Here is a 17,618-nt window from a genome sequence, read left to right as displayed (position 1 = left end):
CGTGACTTCCACCCTGCGGCACGCCCGCGACATCACCCTCACCGACCCCTCCGACACCGACCCCGCACTGTCCCACCTGGTCGGGCCGAGCGATGTACCGCTTCTCGAGGAGACCGTCGGTCAGGCCCTCGCCCGCACCGTCGCCGCCTACCCCGACCACGACGCCCTCGTCGACTTCTACGGTGACATCCACATGAGCTACCAGGAGTTCCACCGGAAGGTCCTGCGGCTCGCCTCCGGACTGCACAACGCGGGCTACCGCAGAGGTGACCGGATCGGGGTGTGGTCCCCGAACCGTTGGGAGTGGACGGTCCTCCAGTTCGCGACCGCGGAGATCGGGGCGATCCTCGTGTGCATCAACCCCACCTACCGGACCCGGGAACTCACCTATGTCATGAACCAGGCGGGTGTGCGTGCCCTGTTCTCGGCCGGACGCTTCAAGGACTCGAACTACCGGGCGATGATCGGCACCGTCGAGCACACCTTCGACCAGACCTACCGGGAGACGGTCTTCTTCGGCTCCGAACGGTGGGAGGAACTGTCGAATCACGCCATCGTCGACCTCGGCCCGGTCCGGGAGTCCCTCAGCCCCCACGATCCGATCAACATCCAGTACACCTCCGGCACCACAGGCATGGCGAAGGGGGCGACCCTGACCCACCACAACATCCTCAACAACGGCTTCCTCATCGGGGAACGGCTCAACTACACGGACTCCGACAGGGTCGTCATCCCCGTCCCCTTCTTCCACTGCTTCGGCATGGTCATCGGCGTCCTCGCCGCAGTCACCCACGGTGCAGCCTGCATCATCGCAGGCCCGGTGTTCACACCGGCGTCCACCCTGGAGGCCGTGCACCACGGCCAGGCCACCAGTCTGCTCGGAGTGCCGACAATGTTCATGGCGGAACTGCAGCTGCTCGAGCAGATGGAAAGCTCCGGACGCCGGCTCGATCTCTCCACCCTGCGGACCGGGGTGATGGCGGGGACCTCCTGCCCGACGAAGACCATGCGGGAGGTCATCGACATTCTCGGGATCACCGAGATCGGCATCTGTTACGGGATGACGGAGACTTCACCGGTCAACCACCAGACCCTGCCGGACGACCCGGTGGAGAAGAGGGTGGAGACCGTCGGCCGTGTGGGACCGCACCTCGAGGTGAAGATCGTCGACGCCTCAGGCGGTACCGTGCCCCGGGGAACCCAGGGGGAGCTGCTGGTCCGAGGCTACTCGGTGATGCAGGGATACTGGGACATGCCGGAGAAGACCGCCGAGGCCGTGGACTCCCGGGGGTGGATGCACACCGGGGACCTCGGGATGATGGACGAGGACGGATATGTGCGGATCACCGGCAGAATCAAGGACATGGTGATCAGGGGAGGGGAGAACATCTACCCCCGGGAGATCGAGGAGTACCTCCACGAGCATCCGGCCGTCGCTGATGTCCAGGTCATCGGCGTCCCCGACGAGAAGTACGGGGAAGAGCTCATGGCGTGGATCATCATGGCGGAGGACGCCGAGGGCAACCCTGCCGCACCGCTGACCGCCCGGGACATCCGTGAGTTCTGCGAGGGCACACTGGCCCGCTACAAGATCCCGAAGTACGTCCACGTCACCGACGAGTTCCCGATGACCATCTCCGGCAAGGTCCGTAAGGTCGAGATGAGGGAGAAGGCCATCGGTATCCTCGGTCTCTACGCGGACGGGGAGGGACGGTAGACGGTCCGGTCGGGGCGATTTCAGGTGCCGACGGTCACTGACGGGGCCTTCCGGCGCCCGGCTTTCGGGCACGGCTTTCGCGCACGTCCGTACCGATTCTGCGATCCGGCTGACCGGACAGGGGATCCGCATCATAATGAGGGGGTTGCACAGACGTGCCGGGGAAGGAAGACCCCGACCCGTGTCCGAACAGAGCGGCATACAGCTCTGCGACCCACACAGATTTCTACCACGTTCTCCTGCGAAAGTACACGAAAGTCCACGAAAGTACGAGGAACCGACATGAGCTCCAACCCCGCCCAGAACCGCGTACCCACCCCGGTGCCCACCCCGGCGCCGGATGACATCGTCATAGTCGGGGCAGCCCGGACCGCGCAGGGGAAGATCCTCGGCGCACTGGCGACGAAGTCCGCCGTCGATCTCGGAGCCGCCGCCATCGTCGGGGCGCTTCACAGGGCAGGTCTCGACGGCGGTGACATCGACTACGTGTTCATGGGCCAGGTCGTCCAGGCAGGTGCGGGCCAGAACCCAGCCAGACAGGCGGCCGTTGCCGCCGGACTGCCGATGCAGACCCCTGCCGTCACAGTCAACAAGGTGTGCCTGTCAGGACTGGACGCCGTGATCTCCGCCTCCCGCATGCTGCGGGTCGGGGACGCCCGCATTGTCGTGGCTGGTGGACAGGAGTCCATGTCGGGTGCGCCCCACGTCGCCGCTGGTGTCCGCGCCGGGGTGAAGTTCGGCTCCCTTGCATTCCAGGACGCCCTGGAGCGGGACGGACTGACCGACCCGGTGCACGGTACAGCCATGGGTCTGGAGACGGAGGAGGGCAATGCGACCCGGGGAATCACCCGGGAGGAGCAGGACCACGTCGCCGCGCTGTCACATCAGCGGGCGGAGGCTGCGCGGGCTGACGGAACCTTCGCCGACGAGATCGTCCCCGTGGAGGTCACCTTCCGGCGGACGACAGTCAGCGTCGACACCGACGAGGGGATAAGACCCGGAACCACGGAGGAAGGACTCGCCGGACTGCGCCCTGCATTCCGTGCCGACGGCACGGTCACTGCGGCGTCCTCCTCGCAGATCTCCGACGGAGCCGCCGCACTCGTGCTGACCACCCGCGCCCACGCGGAAGAGCTCGGACTGCCGGTTCTGGCGGCACTGGGTGCCTACGGGGAGACAGCAGGGCCGGACACGTTCCTGCACTCCCAGCCCTCACAGGCGGTCACGTCAGCTTTGACCAGGGCAGGATGGACAGTCGACGACCTCGACTTCCTGGAGATCAACGAGGCCTTCGCCGCCGTGGTGGTCCAGTCCCTCAGGGACCTGGACTACCCCCTGGACAGGACCAACATCCACGGTGGAGGGCTCTCTCTGGGCCACCCGATCGGGGCGTCCGGGGCACGGCTGGTCGTCACTGCAGCACATGAACTTCTGCGCCGCGGAACGGGGAGGGCGGCAGTGTCTCTGTGCGGCGGCGGAGGACAGGGTGACGCCCTGCTGCTCTGGCGCTGACCTGCCGCCGGAGGCCGTCCCCAATTACCCCAGCAGCAGGGCGATGACCGTGACCGAAGGCACGGAGAGCAGGGTACTGACCACTCCGGCGTCCCTGGCCAGGACGGTGTTCGTCCCGAACCGTTGGGCGTAGGTGAACACATTCTGTGCGGTGGGCAGGGCCGCCACCACCACGAAAGCGAGCAGGGCAGGGCCGTCGGCGTCGAAGAGCACCCGGGCCAGTACCCAGGCGAGGGCAGGGTGGACGACCGTCTTCACCACCGCGGCGGCCCATACACTTCGGCCGGGACTGGACGGTCCGAGCACCCTGACCTGGGCCATGGACATTCCGAAGGCGACGAGAGCCACAGGGACGGCAGCGCCGGCCAGGGTCGCCACCGGCTCGGCGACCGGTGCGGGCAGGGCCCATCCGGTGCGGGCGTGCACGACCGCGAGAATCACCCCGGTCGCCGCCGCGATGATCAGCGGGTTACCGACAACCCCGGTGAGCAGCTCCCGCACCAGACGTGGCGCCGGTGACCTGACCTGCCCGGGCCCGTCTTCTCGGCGCCGTCTTCTCCGGGTGGAGACGTCGAGCATGAGGACAACCGCCGGACCGTAGACAGCCGTCTGGAAGATGATCACCGGAAGTGACGCGGTGGGATCCCCCAGGACGTGGGTGACCAGGGGGACGCCGAGATTGGAACCGTTGCAGTACGAGCAGGCGAGCAGTGTGGCGAGACTGTCGGGGACATCACGTCGTGCCAGAAAGTGCGCGCCGAAGAATCCCACTGCACCGGCGAGAACCGAGCTGAGGACCACGACGGCGAGGTTCTCCCCGAAAACGTCGGCGAGATCGGCGGTGGCGAGGAAGTTGACCAGCAGTGCCGGGGTGGCCAGCCAGAAGACGAACATGTTGAGCGCGTAGACGGCGTTCGGGCCGAGAAGCTGCTGACGTCCGACAACGAAACCGACGGCGATGACGGTGATGACGACCAGGAATCCGCTGAGAACGTCAAGCATGTGCCCGGTGAGAATCCTGCCGGGAATCCGCCCCCGCGACCTCTGTCGCCGTCCGGCCCACCGCCAGAGCTGACTGCACAGTGACTGTCATCGTGTGCTGACCACGTAAGTCTTACCCCACCTGTCAGCGAAGGACTGGTTGTACGGGCTGCGTGAGATGGTGGTCCCCAGGGCGATGTAGATGCCGAAGCTGACCAGGGTACCGAGCAGAGGAACGGTTCCCGCGAGAAAGTTGACGAGATACCAGCTGTTCCTCAGGAAGGAAGCCCCGAAGTCCGGAGTCCTGCCGTCAAAGTCGACGACCTTCATCTTCAGGGCCATTTTGCCGAGCGTCTGCCCCCGGGAAGTCTCCATGATGATCCGGTAGGCGAACCAGATCAGCAGTGTGACGGCGCTGAGAATGTACAGGTCGGACATGCCCGGCTCCGGGGCAGGAGAAGTCTCGGGGTTCCACGCCTCAATTTCGTCGAACCAACGGACGACGTCGTCACGGACGAGGAAGAAACCGACCACCGCACCCAGGAAGCCGACGACGAGCGAGTCGATCACGTAGGCGGCAAGCCGCGCGCCCGGTCCGGGGTACGGGGATACGACGGGGTAACCTGCCGGCGGCATCGGGGGGTACGGGTAGGACACGGTGACTCCTGACTGAGTGGTGGGGTGCGGTCTACCGGAGAACGGTCAGTGCACGTTGACGACGTAGGTCCTGGCCCACTGGTCGAAGGTGTGCTGCCCCTGCGAGCTGCGGGCGATGGTGAAACCGAGGATGGCCATCAGGATCAGGGACACGATCTGACCGATGAGACCGACGAAGGTGACCAGCAGAAAGACAACGATGTACCAGGAATTCCTCAGGAAGGACGCCTTGGCCCGGACCAGCTGCCCGTCGGCGTCAACCACCCGGATTCCCAGCAGCTTCTTGCCCAGTGTCTGACCCCAGCGGACCTCCGAGACCACACGGTAGATGTACCAGAGCACCAGTGTGATCAGGGAGGCGGTGAGCACTCCGGCCAGCTTCATGGTGGGGGTGTCACCTTCGGGGCTGCCGGCGTCCGCCCATGCCGTGAGCTGGTCGGAGTACTCCGAAATATCCTGGGAGGCGAAGATGTACAGCAGGATCACCCCCACCACTCCCAGCAGCACACTGTCGATGAGGTAGGCGCCCAGCCGCTTGCCGGCGCCGGCGTACATTCCTCCGGCGAGTACCGCTCCGCCACCGGCCGGCGCGAAACCGTCACCGGGCCCCGCGGCCGGCCCTCCGCCGGCGTAGTCGCCGTAGGAAGGCAGTTGGGATCCTGTGTTGTCGCGGCCGGCGGTGCGGTCCTCACCGTCGAACGGGTTGTCGGGAGGACCGTATGGGTTGGACATGAGGACGTGAGGCCTTTCGTCGATTATCTCGGAGGGTGTTTCTGTTCCCCAACGGTACCTGAGGGGGTGGTGGGGAGGGGAGGCGAGGGGACAGCCGGGGACGGGTAGGAACCGGCTGGTCCGGCAGCTGTCGGCTGAGACGTCACCGTGGGCGACGGGGATCGCAGGTGACGCCGGGAAATGACTGAACCCCGCTCCGGGGACGGCCGGGGCGGGGTTCAGGTGTCTGTGTAAACGCTCTGTCAGAGGAGAGCTGTGGTCCGGGTCTGTACGGACCACGGTGCTGCTGAAGTCACCGTGACGGTGCGCTCCCGACGCGGAGCCGGGGGTGCACTGCGGCGGATCAGCGGCTGTGGAACGGGAGAAGAGCCATCTCCCGTGCGTTCTTGATCGCTGTGGCGACCTGACGCTGCTGCTGGGGGGTCAGACCGGTGACGCGACGGCCACGGATCTTCCCACGGTCGGAAATGAACTTCCGCAGCAGGGCGTAATCCTTGTAGTCGACGGTCTCGATGCCCTCGGCCTTGAGCGGATTCTTCTTCGGGCGGCGGGACTGCTCGATCCGCGCCTTCTTGTGATTGGTGCGCTTCATGATGTGGGCTCCCCTTTACCAGCTGGACTTACGGACGCCCGGGAGCTCACCGCGGTGAGCCATTTCGCGGACGCGGACGCGGGACAGGCCGAACTTGCGGAGGTATCCGCGGGGGCGACCGTCGGCGGCGTCACGGTTACGGACGCGGACCGGGGAAGCGTCGCGCGGCTGACGGTTCAGTTCGAACTGTGCGTCCGTGCGCTCCTGGTCGGAGGAGTTCGGGTTCTTGATGATGGCCTTGAGCTCGTTGCGACGCTCTGCGTAGCGCGCGACGATCTCCTTGCGCTGCTCGTTCTTCGCGATCTTTGACTTTTTCGCCATGGATTAACGCTCCTCGCGGAACTCGACGTGCTTGCGAGCGATCGGATCGAACTTCTTCAGGGTGATCCGGTCGGGGTTGTTCCGCTTGTTCTTGCGGGTCACATAGGTGTAACCGGTGCCCGCGGTGGACTTCAGCTTGATGATGGGGCGGATGTCGTTACGTGCCATTAGATCTTCTCCCCACGAGCGCGGATCTTGGCGACGACAGACTCGATGCCGTCCCGGTCGATGGTCTTGAGGCCCTTGGTGGAGACGTTCAGGGTGATGGTCCGTCCCTCAGAGGGCAGGTAGAACGAGCGACGCTGGATGTTCGGGTTCCAGCGACGGTTCGTGCGGCGGTGCGAGTGCGAGACGGACTTGCCGAACCCCGGCTTCCGACCCGTGACCTGGCAATATGCCGACATGGGTATTTTCTCCTTCCGCCCGCTCCTCAGATCCGTGCGTCACACCGGCGGGAAAGATGCCCGCGACTAGACAGGAAGCGGGACGGCCGGGACGCTGTGCGGACATGGCGGTTCGGGCGATGACGTTTACTTAGACAACAGCGGTGCGGTACTTTACCCCACGCCGGCGTACGTACATAATCGCAGGTGGTCACGTCATGCGGTGACAGGCGATTTCCCTGGGCGGGGGGACTCGGGTTAGGGTGGTTGTCCGTGCTGCCTCCACGCGTAGTGGAGGGCCCACACTCCAAACCCGACCCAGGCACGACCTACGGCCCTCCGGACCACAGTTCCCAGCGTACTGTGCCGGCCGGCCCGCGGGACCGACCTGGTGCCCGACCCTGAGGGATTGAGAATGAAGAGCGATATCCACCCTGACTACCATCCGGTGGTCTTCAAGGACGCGAGTACGGGACATCAGTTCCTGACGCGTTCGACCGTCACATCCGACCGTAAGGTCGAATGGGAGGACGGAAACGAGTACCCGCTGATCGTCGTCGACGTCACCAGCGAGTCGCACCCGTTCTGGACCGGTGCCCAGCGTGTCATGGACACCGCCGGCCGGGTCGAGAAGTTCCAGCGCCGTTTCGGCACCCGTGTCCGTCCGTCCAAGAAGAACGCGTAGGGGAGGTAGAGAACAATGGCAGTTCCGAAGCGTCGCATGTCCCGTGCGAACACCCACGCGCGTCGTTCGCAGTGGAAGGCGGACAACACCGCTCTGCAGAGCGTGAGGATTCAGGGTCGCGAGGTCCAGATTCCGCGTCGGCTCGTCAAGGCCGCACAGCTCGGACTCGTCGACCTCGACTAGTCTGCTGCTTCCGGCGAAATCAGCCGGAAGTGCCCGGACATCACCGTCGGAACCCCGTTTAGCGGGTTCCGGCGGTGATGTCTTTTTACCGCCAGATAATTTACGTTGCGGAAATTCTCCTAATTACCAGCGATGACGGTGCGATAGCGCACGACAATCCTGTCGATTCCCTGAAAATAAGTCACCGGGGGAGGAGCTTCGGACGGTAGTGGTGCACAATGGGCATTATGAAAATACTTGTTGTCGACGAGGACCGTACCGTGCGGGACACACTCCGGCAGTCGCTCACCTTCAACGGCTATGACGTGGTCCAGGCTGCTGACGGGGAAGAGGCACTGTCCGCGATCCGCAAGGAGAACCCTGACCTGGTGATCATGGACGGCGTACTGCCGGGGGTGGACGGACTGGAGATCTGCCGCAACCTCCGCGGCAGCGGCAGCGATGTGCTCATTCTCCTGCTCTCACGGAAGGCGGAGGTCGCCGACCGGGTGGCGGGTCTCGATGCGGGTGCCGACGACTACCTCGCCAAGCCTTTTGCACTGGAGGAGCTTCTGGCCAGGGTGAGGTCGCTGTACCGTCGTTCACGGCGTACCGCTGCCGCCGCGGCGAAAGAATCGAAGCCGCTGAGTTTCCAGGATCTGACGTTGAATCCGGAGACGCGGGAAGTGACCCGGGGTGACCGGCGGATCAGTCTGACGCGAACTGAGTTCGCACTTCTCGAGCTGCTGCTGAGGAACGCCCGTAAAGTACTTTCCCGTAACACAATTCTCGAAGAGGTCTGGGGCTACGATTTCCCTACTTCGGGGAATGCGCTTGAGGTGTACATCGGCTACCTCCGTCGCAAGACCGAAGCCGACGGAGAGGACCGTCTTATCCACACCGTCCGCGGGGTCGGATACGCCCTGCGTGAGAACACTCCCTGACAGGTTTCCGGGTGCACCCACGCTCGGCATGTCGTGCGACACCGCGACCTGTTCTGCTGTGCCGGCCTGTGCCGGCCTGTGCCGGCCACGTCCGGTCGGGGGGGACCGTGGAACCGCAGAATCTGCTCTGCAGGACCCGCAACGGGGGCGGGGTCACCGCAGGAGACACAGACAGTCCCCGGAGGTTCCTCCCGTCGACTTCTCCGTGGTTTCACCGGGTTCTTGAAGCTTCGGTGCAGACAGGGCACAGTTCAAGGGGTGAGTATTGGTCCTGTACGGCGGGAAGGGCATCCCCACCGGGGCGGCGGTCCTTGTACAGGACAGGCCGGAAGTGCCCTACGGTCCGGCCCTGACATGACAACGATGAACGGAGGCCCTGATGACGGGCAGCAGTGGTGACGAGAACCGGAACAATGACGGGTGGGGTCAGCGTCCTCTCCCCGGACAGTCTCCCTATCAGGCTCAGCAGGGGTATCCGGGTCTTCCCGGGTATCCGTCAGGCCCCGAGGGGCAGGCCTCAGGGCCCGGTTACCCCGGGCAGCCGGACCAGCAGGGCCAACCCGGGCCCGCGGACCCTCAGACGACAGCTTCCACCCGTGGACCGCGGCGGTTCTCCACCGCATCGGTGGTCGGCATGGTCGTGGCGGTCGGACTCGTGTCCGGTCTGACGACCGGACTGGTTGTCCGGGGAACAGATTCAGGCAGCTCCGCTTCCCCGGCTTTCAGCACCACGGTCGTCGGAGACCGGCAGCAGGCGTCCGCTGCCCCGGCGGAGGGCACGGTCGAGGCTGTCGCGCAGAAGGTCCTGCCCAGTGTGGTGTCGATCCAGGTACTCAGCGGTCAGAGCGGCGCGGAGGGATCCGGGTCGGTGATCAGCTCGGACGGTCTCATTCTTACGAACAACCATGTGGTTTCCGGATCGGACTCCGGGCGTTCCCAGATCACCGTGGCCACGAACGACGGCAAGCAGTTCCCGGCGACCGTGGTGGCCACTGATCCGCAGACCGACATCGCCGTGATCAAGGCTGAGGGAGCTTCGGACCTCACCCCGATCACGGTCGGTGACCCGGATTCGCTCCAGGTCGGACAGTCGGTCGTGGCGGTCGGCTCGCCGCTGGGCCTGTCGTCGACTGTCACCTCCGGCATCGTCTCCGCCAAAGACCGTCCGGTCCAGGCCGGTGGAGAGTCCGGGGGTGAGGCGTCCCTCATCGACGCCATCCAGACGGACGCCGCGATCAACCCGGGCAACTCCGGTGGTGCCCTCGTCAACCTCGACGGCCAACTGGTTGGTATTCCCTCGGTCATCGCGACTCTGGGAGGTTCCCAGGGAGAGTCTGGCTCCATCGGCCTCGGCTTCGCCATTCCCGCTGATCAGGCGATGGACACCGCACAGCAGCTCATCGACAACGGCAAGGCCACCCACCCGATGATCGGCGCGCAGGTCGACACCAGGGAGACGACCGGCACCGGTGCCTCCATCGCCGACGTCACTCCCGGCGGACCTGCGGAGAAGGCGGGTCTGAAGTCCGGCGACGTGGTCACCCGTGTGGACGACAGGGTGGTCGACAGCGGAGTGAGTCTCATCGCCGCGATCCGGTCCCACAAGGTCGGGGACGAGGTGACTCTCACGGTCACGGATGCACAGGGACAAGGCAGTCACGAGATCAAGGTCACTCTTTCCGCCTCTGAATAGTATGGTCAGATATATCAAGTTCCATGAAAGGTCGCACGGTCGGTCGTTGGGCCGTTCCGGCGGCACCGGACATCGGCGAGGAAGGTCGAGATGACAGAGGGATTCCTGGGTACCTCAGCCCGGGCAGAGCACACCGACGAATCCGGGAAGCGGGTGGACGACATCCTGCGGGTCCGGGGGGTCGAGGACCTGGCGCCTGACGAGCAGGCGTCCTACGACAGGTTGGACGCCGAGGTCACCGAACCCGGGGACGAAGTCTTCCTCAGCCTGGACGAGCAGGAGGACCGGCGGGACGCCAGAGCAACCCGGCATTCCCTGCTGCATGCGTTGGTCGTCCTGGTCAGCGACCAGATCGCCCCGGGCGACCAGTCCGGTGAGCTGGTGGCGGAACTCCTCGCCGAAGAAGATTTCATGGTGGACGCGGTCCTGACTGTCGAGTCCTCGCAGGCCAGTGTGCGTCAGGCACTGGAGACCGCGGTCGTGGGGGGAGCAGACCTGGTGATCACGGTAGGGGGTACAGGTGCGGGTCCCCGGGACATGACGCCGGAGGCGACGAAGAAGGTCCTCGACAAGAGGATTCCGGGTCTTTCTCAGGCGCTGCGGGCCTCGGCCCTGGCATGTAACGCCATCGACGGTGGACTGTCCCGGGGGGTCGCGGGAGTGTCCGGGTCAACTGTGGTGGTGAACCTGGCCTCTTCCCGGTCTGCCATCCGTGACGGCATGGCCACTCTCTGTCCTCTCGCCCGGTACGTCATCGGCGAGCTGAACCAGGCGTGACCGGGGAGCGAGGGACAGGAACCCCGACGGATTCCGGGAGGCAGTTGTCCGTGGACAGGCTACGTGGCCGGCGTCGCAGGCGTGGAACCGGCGTCCTCGGGAAAGCCCATCACGACACACAGAACCCCCGGGCCTCCCTGAGGAGGGGTGCCGGGGGTGGCGTCGAGGACGGGCATTTCACTGACAGGTTCTGGCAGGAGCAGCGCCCGCCCCACTGGTGAAAGGAGCTTGCCGTGTCCACGGCCGTGGGTGCGGGAGCTCGGGGCGGGGAGTCAGTGACCTGAGCGTCGCTCCCGTGGTACCGCCTACTGCGCTGAGTGGCGTCCTGTCTCGGCGGTGCCGGATTCGCCGGTGCCGTCGACATCGTTGGAGCGGGTGGGAATGCCGTTCTGGGCGGCCAGAAGGTCGCGGATCTCGATGAGCAGATCGGCTTCGGAGAGGGTGGTGGCCTCCTCAGTGTCCTGGCCCTTACGCTTCGCCGAGAGCTCGGCCATGCGGTTGATCGGCATGACGATGATGAAGTACACGACGGCGGCGATGATGAGGAAGTTGATTACCGCGGTGATGATCGCGCCGAGATCGATCGTCGTCGAGGCGTCGCCGGCCTTCAGCCTCCAGGCGAGTCCCTCGACGTCTCCGCCACCGCCGAAGACGTTGATGATCGGCTGGATCAGGTTGTTCGTCAGCGCCGTGACGATCGCGGTGAACGCGGAACCGATGATGACACCGGTGGCAAGTTCGATGACGTTGCCACGCATGATGAAGTCTTTGAAACCTTTGAGCATGGGATCCTCCTCGGATCGGTGGAAATCAGGGGTGCCGGTGGTCGGCCGGTCGACCGGTGGGGAACACGCCCGTGTCGGTGACCACCGCGGGGACTGTGACGTCGAGGTCCGTCCCTGGGACGGGGATCCCGAACTCCTCATGGTCCACGCAGGCCAACAGTTTGCCATGTTCTGAGCCGTCCGGTGGGATTGAAACAAGAGAACGGTCATAGAATCCTCCACCCTGACCAAGGCGGACCCCGTCCGGTCCGACCGCAAGACAGGGAATGAGAAGGCATACCAGTCCGGGGAGCAGTGACCGGGCAGTGACATCGGCAGCTGCGGAGATGTCAGCTGCCCAGCCTCCTGCGGGGCCGGCGGCGTCGTCGCTGCCCGGGGCAGGCTCCCGGATACCGTACGCGCCGGTACGGCTGGCGGCGTCCCCCCGCCAGCGGGCCCACCTCAGCTCTTCTCCGGGTGCGTCGACGACAGGAAGCCACACTTCCCGCCCGGTACGGGCCAGCTGTTCCGGAAGGTCTGATCCCCCGGGCTCGCCGGGGAGGGGGGAGTACGCGCCCACGGCGCCGGTACGCGCCGGATCCCGACGGTCAAGCTCTTCAATGAGGTGCGAGACGATGGCGTCATCGCGGACCCTTCGAGGGACCGGCTCCCCCGGGTGCCCCCCGGAACGGACGCGGAGGTTCCGGAGCCGGCGTACACGGGTCCGCAGGGCCGACTTGGCTGCGGCGACCTCGGCGGTGTTCTCCATGTCTCCGACCATAGACGGTCAGGGATCGTCGGTGGCCTCTGCCGGCCTGTCCCCGGCGAATGCGGACGTCGCCCCCACCGGTGGGGGCGACGCGCGGATGAACCCCGGACGGGGGTGTCCCACCTGTTGAAAACGAAGCATGACGGTGGGAGAATCCTGGAAACAGGGGGTTCAGACAGTATCGGTCACACCCGTGGTCGTCCGGACCGGTACTCTTCAGACACATGACTGCTGATGAAACTCTCCAAGCTCCGACGGCGTCCGCTCCGGTCGGGGAAGCCCCGGCCGTGGCCCTGAGGACCGTCGTCGTTCCGGCGGCCGGCCTGGGTACCAGGTTCCTCCCCGCGACCAAGACCGTCCCCAAGGAGCTGCTCCCGGTGGTCGACACCCCCGGGATCGAACTGATCGCCCGTGAAGCCGCGCAGGCCGGAGCCACCCGTCTGGCAGTGGTCACCGCCCCCCGCAAACAGGGTGTGATGGCGTTCTTCGACAGGGACGAGCTCCTCGAGGAGACGCTGGAGGCCAGGGGGAAGACCGACCAGCTGGAGAAGGTCAGGGCGGTCAACGGGATGATCAACGCGGTGTCGGTGAACCAGGAACGTCCTCTGGGCCTGGGCCACGCCATCGCATGTGCCGAGAGCACCCTCGACGATGACGAGGACTGCTTCGCCGTGATGCTGCCCGACGACCTTGTCCTCCCGTTCGGTGTGATGAACGAGATGGCCCGGATCAGGCGACGTTACGGGGGCACGGTCCTGTGCGGGTTCGAGGTGCCTGAGGAGGACGTCTCCAACTACGGCGTGTTCGAGATCGCGGACGCCGGGGACGGGGACCCCACTGTCCGCAGGGTCACCGGAATGGTCGAGAAGCCGGACGTTGCCGACGCACCGTCGAACATTGTCGCCACCGGCCGTTACCTGCTGGACCGCTCGATCTTCGACGCCCTGAGGCGCACCGAGCCCGGTAAGGGCGGAGAGATCCAGATCACTGACGCCATCGCCCTGCTCATCGGGGAGGGGCATCCGGTGCACGTCTACATCCACCGGGGCGGCCGCCACGACCTCGGCAACCCGGGTGGGTTCATCAGGGCGTGTGTGGACTTCGCACTCAACGACCCGGCGTACGGACCGTCCCTGCAGGAGTGGCTGACCTCGCGACTGTCGGAGGACGCCGTGTCCTATGCCGGCGTCACGGACTGACGGGGCTTCTCTCTAGGATGGGTTCACAGGCGGACCCCGACGTCCGCTGACAGTCGGTGACGGCCGCGGATGACCCGGCCGGAGGCTTCCCCAGGGAGTTTCCGTCGGTGGCTCCCGGAGAAAGTTTGAGGACAGTGAAGACCGTTGAGGAGCAGTTGGCTGCGGTGACAGCCGCCGCGGTGACCCCGGAACCGGTTCGTACGGCGGTGTCCGAGGCTCTGGGTCTCCGTTGTGCCGAACGCGTCGAGTCGGAGACGAGTCTGCCCGGTTTCAACCAGGCGGCCGTCGACGGTTACGCGGTGCGCGCGGTTGACGTCCGTCACTCCCGTGCCGGTGGCGACTCAGTTCCCGGTGCAGGAGGTTCGGCCGCCGGGGAAGCGGAGGGCGGGGACGCCGGGCAGCCCGTGCCGGTGGCCCTGCCTGTCGTCGGTGAGGTGACCGCAGGGTCCCACCGTCCGGTGAGGCTGCAGCCGAGGCAGGCGGTACGGGTGCAGACGGGTGCCCCGCTGCCGACACTTGCGGATGCTGTGCTTCCCCTGGACTGGGCGGAGACCGTGGGGCGCAGGATCAGCCCTCTCGAGCCTCTGAGGCCCGGCCAGTTCGTCCACCGGGCAGGGTCCGATGTCCAGCCCGGTGACGTTGTCGTGGAGGAGGGGGCGGTGATCGGTGCCGCCCAGGTGGGACTGCTCGCCGGGATCGGTCGTGCGAAGGTGCTGGTGTACCCCCGCCCCCGGGTTTCCGTCCTGTCCTTCGGTCCTGAACTTGTTGACATCGACCGTGATCCGGGTCTCGGCCAGATCTATGACGTGAACTCCTATGCCCTGGCGGCCGCCGGCCGTGAAGCGGGGGCTGACGTCAACCGGGTCGGGATTCTCAGCGGTGAACCGCGGAGGTTGCGGGACACTGTCGAGGGCCAGCTCATCCGGTCTGAGATCGTGGTCATCGCCGGTGGTGTGGGGGGAGCCGCCAGCGACCGGCTGCGGGATGTCCTCGGCGAGCTGGGGGACCTGGAGATCTCCCGGGTCGCGATGCACCCCGGTTCGGTGCAGGGCTTCGGGACCCTGGGTGCGGACCGTATACCGACTTTCCTGTTGCCGGGGAACCCCAGTGCTGCTCTGGTCTCCTTCGAGGTTCTGGTCCGGCCTCTGATCCAGATTCTCCGCGGTCGTCGGGAGGTCTTCCGGCGCAAGGTGACCGCCAGAACAGTGGCTGCGATCGAGTCGGCGCCGGGACGCACCGGTTACCTGCGGGGACAGCTGATGCGGGACCGGGGGACACGGGAGTTCCTCGTCGATCCGCTCGGTGCCGGTGGCGGTGGAGAGCCGACACATCTGCTGGGCAGTCACGGGCAGGCGAACTGTCTGGTTGTTCTTCCGGGTGACCGAAGCTACGTTGAACCCGGTGAAGTGGTTGACGTCATGTTTCTTTCCAACCGTGCGTGACCGGCGATGATTGACCGTCATCCCGGTTGGCCGGCCCGCACCCCCCGGGCGGCGACGGCTGCGGGGGCTGTTCAGCTGCGCCCTCTGCACCGCAGGGACGGGGAACTCTGGTCACGGTACCGGGTCGCAGACGAGAGGCTGCTGCGTCCGGTGGAACCGACGGTGCCCGGCCAGTGGCGGGACTCCCACACGGACCAGGCCTGGCGGGCCACCGTACGGGGGCTGCTGAAGATGGCCCGCCAGGGCACGGTCCTGCCGTTCGCTGTCGACGTCGACGGGGAGTTCGCCGGACAGTTGACCCTCGGTAACGTCCAGCACGGTGTGGTGTGCAGCTGCTGGATCGGGTACTGGGTCTATTCGGGCTACTCCGGCAGGGGTGTGGCGACAGCGGCCGTGGCACTGGGCACCGACCACGCCATGAAGCATGTCGGTATGCACCGGGTGGAGGCCACGGTCATGGAGGACAACGCTGCCTCGCGTGCCGTCCTCGCGCGCACCGGCTACCGGGAGGAGGGGCGTCTCCGGCGCAACCTTCACATCAACGGGCAGTGGCGTGACCACATCCTCGTCGCGCAGACGGTCGAGGAGACTGCCGGGGGCGTTCTGGCGGGACTCCAGAGATCCGGAGTCCTGCCTGCACCGTGACAGTGTCCGGTGGTGTGGGCCCGGTGGTGCGCGCCCGGTGGTGGCAGCCTGCCCGCCGCCTTCCCCGGCCGCCTCTCCGGCACCGTCAGTCACACTGATCGGCAGATCTTCCGGCGCGCCTGACACGGTGCGTCGAAGATGCACGTACGCTCAGTGGCACCGCGTTGCCGCGCCGGGTCAGATCCGGTGCAGCATGCTGTCCCAGTGCCCCCGGTGAGAGGAATACGTCCCCCGTGTCCAGCTCCCTCAGTTCCGTGATCCTGATCGGCGTGGTGTGGCTCCTCATCGTCACCACGCTGTTCGTCCGTCGTCAGACCCCTGTGCGGCGAACTTCGAAGGCGTTGTCAGAGACGAGGGTGGTGCACGAGGGGGGCACGGGGATCACCCGTCCACGGCGACGGCCGTTGCCGGCGGAGAGCCTGTACCACTCCGACCAGGATGCCACGGTGGAGCTGGTCGAGGCTGAACCTGAGCAGGTCGTCATCGACGACACCCGCGATGAGGCGGTACCCGCAGTCATCGACGGTGACGTCGTCACCTACCGTTCCCTGGACGATCACGACACCGGGGAGTTCGCCCCGGTACGCGCGGGCTCTGTGCCGGACACCACAGTCGCGGAGGACCGTGAAGTCTCGTTCCGGGGTGAGGGTGAGGACGCCGTTGCCGGCGACAATGTCACGGCCGGGACTGAAGTCGACGGGGCCGCCCCCGACGAGACCGTCGTTGTCGCGGAACCGGACGGCGCTGACGTCCGGGACACCGACGGTGCCGCTGTCGTCGACGGTGACGTCGAAGGTGCCGACTACACCGTGGAAGTCCCGGAGGTGACGGACCGGGCCGCAGCATCCGCCGGCAGTGGCGCGAGGTTCAGCAGCATCGACGTCGCCTACATCCGCGGCGGCGACATCGACGTCTCCGTGGGTACGGACGACGATCCCCTGCCCGTCGGCAGCGACGGGGACCACCGGGATCGCACCGGGGTCGGCGGTGACTCCGGGGCCGCGGACACCGGTCGAGTCCACGGTTCAGGCGACGTCTCCGACGAAGAACTGTACGGCGGACCGGATGACGAACTCGGTGCCGAGGAACTCACGGAGGACGACCTCGACTTCGTGGCGTCCCGCCGTGGCAGGGGAATCTACGATCCTGTCGCCTCCCGCGAACTCGCGGAACAGCGGGGACGACGGCGCAGGGCGGTGCTCGTCGGACTGGCCGTGGTCACCCTCCTTTCCCTCGTCGGCGCTGTGGTTGTCAGTGGTGCCCTGTGGACGGTGGTTGTCGCGACGGTCACCTTGACCGGCGTGTACCTGTACTCGCTGCGCAGACAGACCGTCGCGGAACGCTCCCTCGAACGTCGCCGGCTCGCCCGTATGCGCCGTGCCCGGTTGGGCGTGCGCAACGCGGAGGACCCGGAGCTCGGGGTGCCGGACCGTCTGAGGCGTCCGGGCGCCGTCATCATCGAGACTGACGACAGTGACCCGGAGCTGGCCGAGCTCGGGTACGCCGACGTGACCTTCGCCAACACGTCCGAATGGGACGGCAGGGACGGAGCTGACAGTGCCGTGATCAGGACTGCAGGTGCCGGGACAGACGGGTTGTTGTCCGTGCGTGTCGTCTAGGAGCGTGCATCCGGTCGTGCGCTC

General features: G+C 66.2%; 20 protein-coding genes. 11 read left to right on the top strand and 9 right to left on the bottom strand.

Going from position 1 to position 17,618, the window contains the following annotated elements:
- Position 1 precedes the first annotated feature (1 nt).
- Both E0E18_RS04810 and E0E18_RS04805 read left to right on the top strand, forming a co-directional pair.
- Positions 2-1,717 carry an AMP-binding protein gene (locus tag E0E18_RS04810; protein ID WP_066583546.1) on the top strand — a complete coding sequence of 572 codons (1,716 nt, stop codon included), beginning with the start codon at positions 2-4 and terminating at the stop codon, positions 1,715-1,717.
- Between the two features lie 282 nt (positions 1,718-1,999).
- On the top strand, positions 2,000-3,229 hold the full coding sequence (locus E0E18_RS04805; protein ID WP_202616694.1) for an acetyl-CoA C-acetyltransferase: 1,230 nt from the start codon (positions 2,000-2,002) through the stop codon (positions 3,227-3,229).
- Between the two features lie 24 nt (positions 3,230-3,253).
- Here E0E18_RS04805 and E0E18_RS04800 read toward each other — a convergent pair whose 3' ends face one another.
- From E0E18_RS04800 to rpmB, 7 genes are all read right to left on the bottom strand, one after another.
- Positions 3,254-4,231, bottom strand: a complete 978-nt coding sequence (locus E0E18_RS04800) for an AEC family transporter (RefSeq protein ID WP_130839517.1) — start codon at positions 4,229-4,231, stop codon at positions 3,254-3,256.
- A gap of 87 nt (positions 4,232-4,318) precedes the next feature.
- On the bottom strand, positions 4,319-4,867 hold the full coding sequence (locus E0E18_RS04795) for an RDD family protein (protein ID WP_130839515.1): 549 nt from the start codon (positions 4,865-4,867) through the stop codon (positions 4,319-4,321).
- A 45-nt stretch (positions 4,868-4,912) separates the two neighbouring features.
- Positions 4,913-5,599, bottom strand: a complete 687-nt coding sequence (locus E0E18_RS04790; protein WP_066585856.1) for an RDD family protein — start codon at positions 5,597-5,599, stop codon at positions 4,913-4,915.
- A gap of 343 nt (positions 5,600-5,942) precedes the next feature.
- Positions 5,943-6,191 carry a 30S ribosomal protein S18 gene (gene rpsR / locus E0E18_RS04785; protein ID WP_010119548.1) on the bottom strand — a complete coding sequence of 83 codons (249 nt, stop codon included), beginning with the start codon at positions 6,189-6,191 and terminating at the stop codon, positions 5,943-5,945.
- Positions 6,192-6,206: 15 nt separating this feature from the next.
- A complete protein-coding gene (gene rpsN, locus E0E18_RS04780; RefSeq protein WP_066583537.1) occupies positions 6,207-6,512 on the bottom strand; it encodes a 30S ribosomal protein S14 in 306 nt (101 codons plus the stop codon).
- Positions 6,513-6,515: 3 nt separating this feature from the next.
- Positions 6,516-6,680, bottom strand: coding sequence for a 50S ribosomal protein L33 (gene rpmG, locus E0E18_RS04775; RefSeq protein WP_005279910.1), 165 nt, complete (start codon positions 6,678-6,680; stop codon positions 6,516-6,518).
- Entirely contained in the window at positions 6,680-6,916 is a 237-nt protein-coding gene (rpmB, locus tag E0E18_RS04770; RefSeq protein ID WP_130839513.1) for a 50S ribosomal protein L28, read from the bottom strand. Before rpmB ends, rpmG begins: the two co-directional genes overlap by 1 nt.
- Before the next feature lie 394 nt (positions 6,917-7,310).
- Here rpmB and E0E18_RS04765 point away from each other — a divergent pair, with 394 nt between their 5' ends.
- The 5 genes from E0E18_RS04765 (at position 7,311) to E0E18_RS04745 (ending at position 11,156) form a co-directional block, all read left to right on the top strand.
- A complete protein-coding gene (locus E0E18_RS04765; RefSeq protein ID WP_066583534.1) occupies positions 7,311-7,580 on the top strand; it encodes a type B 50S ribosomal protein L31 in 270 nt (89 codons plus the stop codon).
- Between the two features lie 15 nt (positions 7,581-7,595).
- Positions 7,596-7,763, top strand: a complete 168-nt coding sequence (gene rpmF / locus E0E18_RS04760) for a 50S ribosomal protein L32 (protein ID WP_066583532.1) — start codon at positions 7,596-7,598, stop codon at positions 7,761-7,763.
- A gap of 227 nt (positions 7,764-7,990) precedes the next feature.
- Complete coding sequence (locus E0E18_RS04755; RefSeq protein ID WP_110481154.1) at positions 7,991-8,686, top strand: response regulator transcription factor; 696 nt, start codon at positions 7,991-7,993, stop codon at positions 8,684-8,686.
- 379 nt (positions 8,687-9,065) lie between these two features.
- Positions 9,066-10,379: a S1C family serine protease gene (locus tag E0E18_RS04750; RefSeq protein ID WP_130839511.1), complete on the top strand. Its 1,314-nt coding sequence runs from the start codon at positions 9,066-9,068 to the stop codon at positions 10,377-10,379.
- A gap of 90 nt (positions 10,380-10,469) precedes the next feature.
- Positions 10,470-11,156 (top strand): MogA/MoaB family molybdenum cofactor biosynthesis protein, encoded by a 687-nt coding sequence (locus E0E18_RS04745; RefSeq protein WP_110481156.1) that lies wholly within the window; start codon positions 10,470-10,472, stop codon positions 11,154-11,156.
- 305 nt (positions 11,157-11,461) lie between these two features.
- Here E0E18_RS04745 and mscL read toward each other — a convergent pair whose 3' ends face one another.
- Positions 11,462-11,941 (bottom strand): large-conductance mechanosensitive channel protein MscL, encoded by a 480-nt coding sequence (gene mscL / locus E0E18_RS04740; protein ID WP_110481157.1) that lies wholly within the window; start codon positions 11,939-11,941, stop codon positions 11,462-11,464.
- A gap of 25 nt (positions 11,942-11,966) precedes the next feature.
- A complete protein-coding gene (locus tag E0E18_RS04735; protein ID WP_130839509.1) occupies positions 11,967-12,689 on the bottom strand; it encodes a 5-formyltetrahydrofolate cyclo-ligase in 723 nt (240 codons plus the stop codon).
- Between the two features lie 224 nt (positions 12,690-12,913).
- On the opposite strand from E0E18_RS04735, the gene E0E18_RS04730 reads away from it, so the two are divergent.
- The 4 genes from E0E18_RS04730 to sepX all read left to right on the top strand — a co-directional run bounded on the left by E0E18_RS04730 (position 12,914) and on the right by sepX (position 17,594).
- On the top strand, positions 12,914-13,888 hold the full coding sequence (locus E0E18_RS04730; RefSeq protein ID WP_066583521.1) for a UTP--glucose-1-phosphate uridylyltransferase: 975 nt from the start codon (positions 12,914-12,916) through the stop codon (positions 13,886-13,888).
- Between the two features lie 134 nt (positions 13,889-14,022).
- Positions 14,023-15,330 carry a molybdotransferase-like divisome protein Glp gene (gene glp, locus E0E18_RS04725; protein ID WP_066583519.1) on the top strand — a complete coding sequence of 436 codons (1,308 nt, stop codon included), beginning with the start codon at positions 14,023-14,025 and terminating at the stop codon, positions 15,328-15,330.
- Positions 15,331-15,336: 6 nt separating this feature from the next.
- Complete coding sequence (locus tag E0E18_RS04720) at positions 15,337-15,975, top strand: GNAT family N-acetyltransferase (RefSeq protein WP_130839507.1); 639 nt, start codon at positions 15,337-15,339, stop codon at positions 15,973-15,975.
- Positions 15,976-16,208: 233 nt separating this feature from the next.
- Positions 16,209-17,594 (top strand): divisome protein SepX/GlpR, encoded by a 1,386-nt coding sequence (gene sepX, locus E0E18_RS04715; protein ID WP_130839505.1) that lies wholly within the window; start codon positions 16,209-16,211, stop codon positions 17,592-17,594.
- Positions 17,595-17,618: the final 24 nt, after the last annotated feature.

The organism is Corynebacterium neomassiliense (assembly GCF_900626215.1).
Lineage (GTDB): Bacteria > Actinomycetota > Actinomycetes > Mycobacteriales > Mycobacteriaceae > Corynebacterium > Corynebacterium neomassiliense.
This window is presented reverse-complemented; position numbering and strand designations above follow the sequence as displayed.

Excerpts from the sequence above, each read along its gene's own strand:
- E0E18_RS04765 (WP_066583534.1), top strand. The coding sequence starts at position 7,311 with ATGAAGAGCGATATCCACCCTGACTACCATCCGGTGGTCTTCAAGGAC.
- E0E18_RS04805 (WP_202616694.1), top strand. The coding sequence starts at position 2,000 with ATGAGCTCCAACCCCGCCCAGAACCGCGTACCCACCCCGGTGCCCACC.
- E0E18_RS04730 (WP_066583521.1), top strand. The coding sequence starts at position 12,914 with ATGACTGCTGATGAAACTCTCCAAGCTCCGACGGCGTCCGCTCCGGTC.
- E0E18_RS04720 (WP_130839507.1), top strand. The coding sequence starts at position 15,337 with ATGATTGACCGTCATCCCGGTTGGCCGGCCCGCACCCCCCGGGCGGCG.
- rpsN (WP_066583537.1), bottom strand. The coding sequence starts at position 6,512 with ATGGCGAAAAAGTCAAAGATCGCGAAGAACGAGCAGCGCAAGGAGATC.
- E0E18_RS04800 (WP_130839517.1), bottom strand. The coding sequence starts at position 4,231 with ATGCTTGACGTTCTCAGCGGATTCCTGGTCGTCATCACCGTCATCGCC.
- mscL (WP_110481157.1), bottom strand. The coding sequence starts at position 11,941 with ATGCTCAAAGGTTTCAAAGACTTCATCATGCGTGGCAACGTCATCGAA.
- E0E18_RS04755 (WP_110481154.1), top strand. The coding sequence starts at position 7,991 with ATGAAAATACTTGTTGTCGACGAGGACCGTACCGTGCGGGACACACTC.
- E0E18_RS04790 (WP_066585856.1), bottom strand. The coding sequence starts at position 5,599 with ATGTCCAACCCATACGGTCCTCCCGACAACCCGTTCGACGGTGAGGAC.
- E0E18_RS04745 (WP_110481156.1), top strand. The coding sequence starts at position 10,470 with ATGACAGAGGGATTCCTGGGTACCTCAGCCCGGGCAGAGCACACCGAC.
- rpmG (WP_005279910.1), bottom strand. The coding sequence starts at position 6,680 with ATGGCACGTAACGACATCCGCCCCATCATCAAGCTGAAGTCCACCGCG.
- rpmB (WP_130839513.1), bottom strand. The coding sequence starts at position 6,916 with ATGTCGGCATATTGCCAGGTCACGGGTCGGAAGCCGGGGTTCGGCAAG.
- rpsR (WP_010119548.1), bottom strand. The coding sequence starts at position 6,191 with ATGAAGCGCACCAATCACAAGAAGGCGCGGATCGAGCAGTCCCGCCGC.
- E0E18_RS04735 (WP_130839509.1), bottom strand. The coding sequence starts at position 12,689 with ATGGAGAACACCGCCGAGGTCGCCGCAGCCAAGTCGGCCCTGCGGACC.
- rpmF (WP_066583532.1), top strand. The coding sequence starts at position 7,596 with ATGGCAGTTCCGAAGCGTCGCATGTCCCGTGCGAACACCCACGCGCGT.
- E0E18_RS04750 (WP_130839511.1), top strand. The coding sequence starts at position 9,066 with ATGACGGGCAGCAGTGGTGACGAGAACCGGAACAATGACGGGTGGGGT.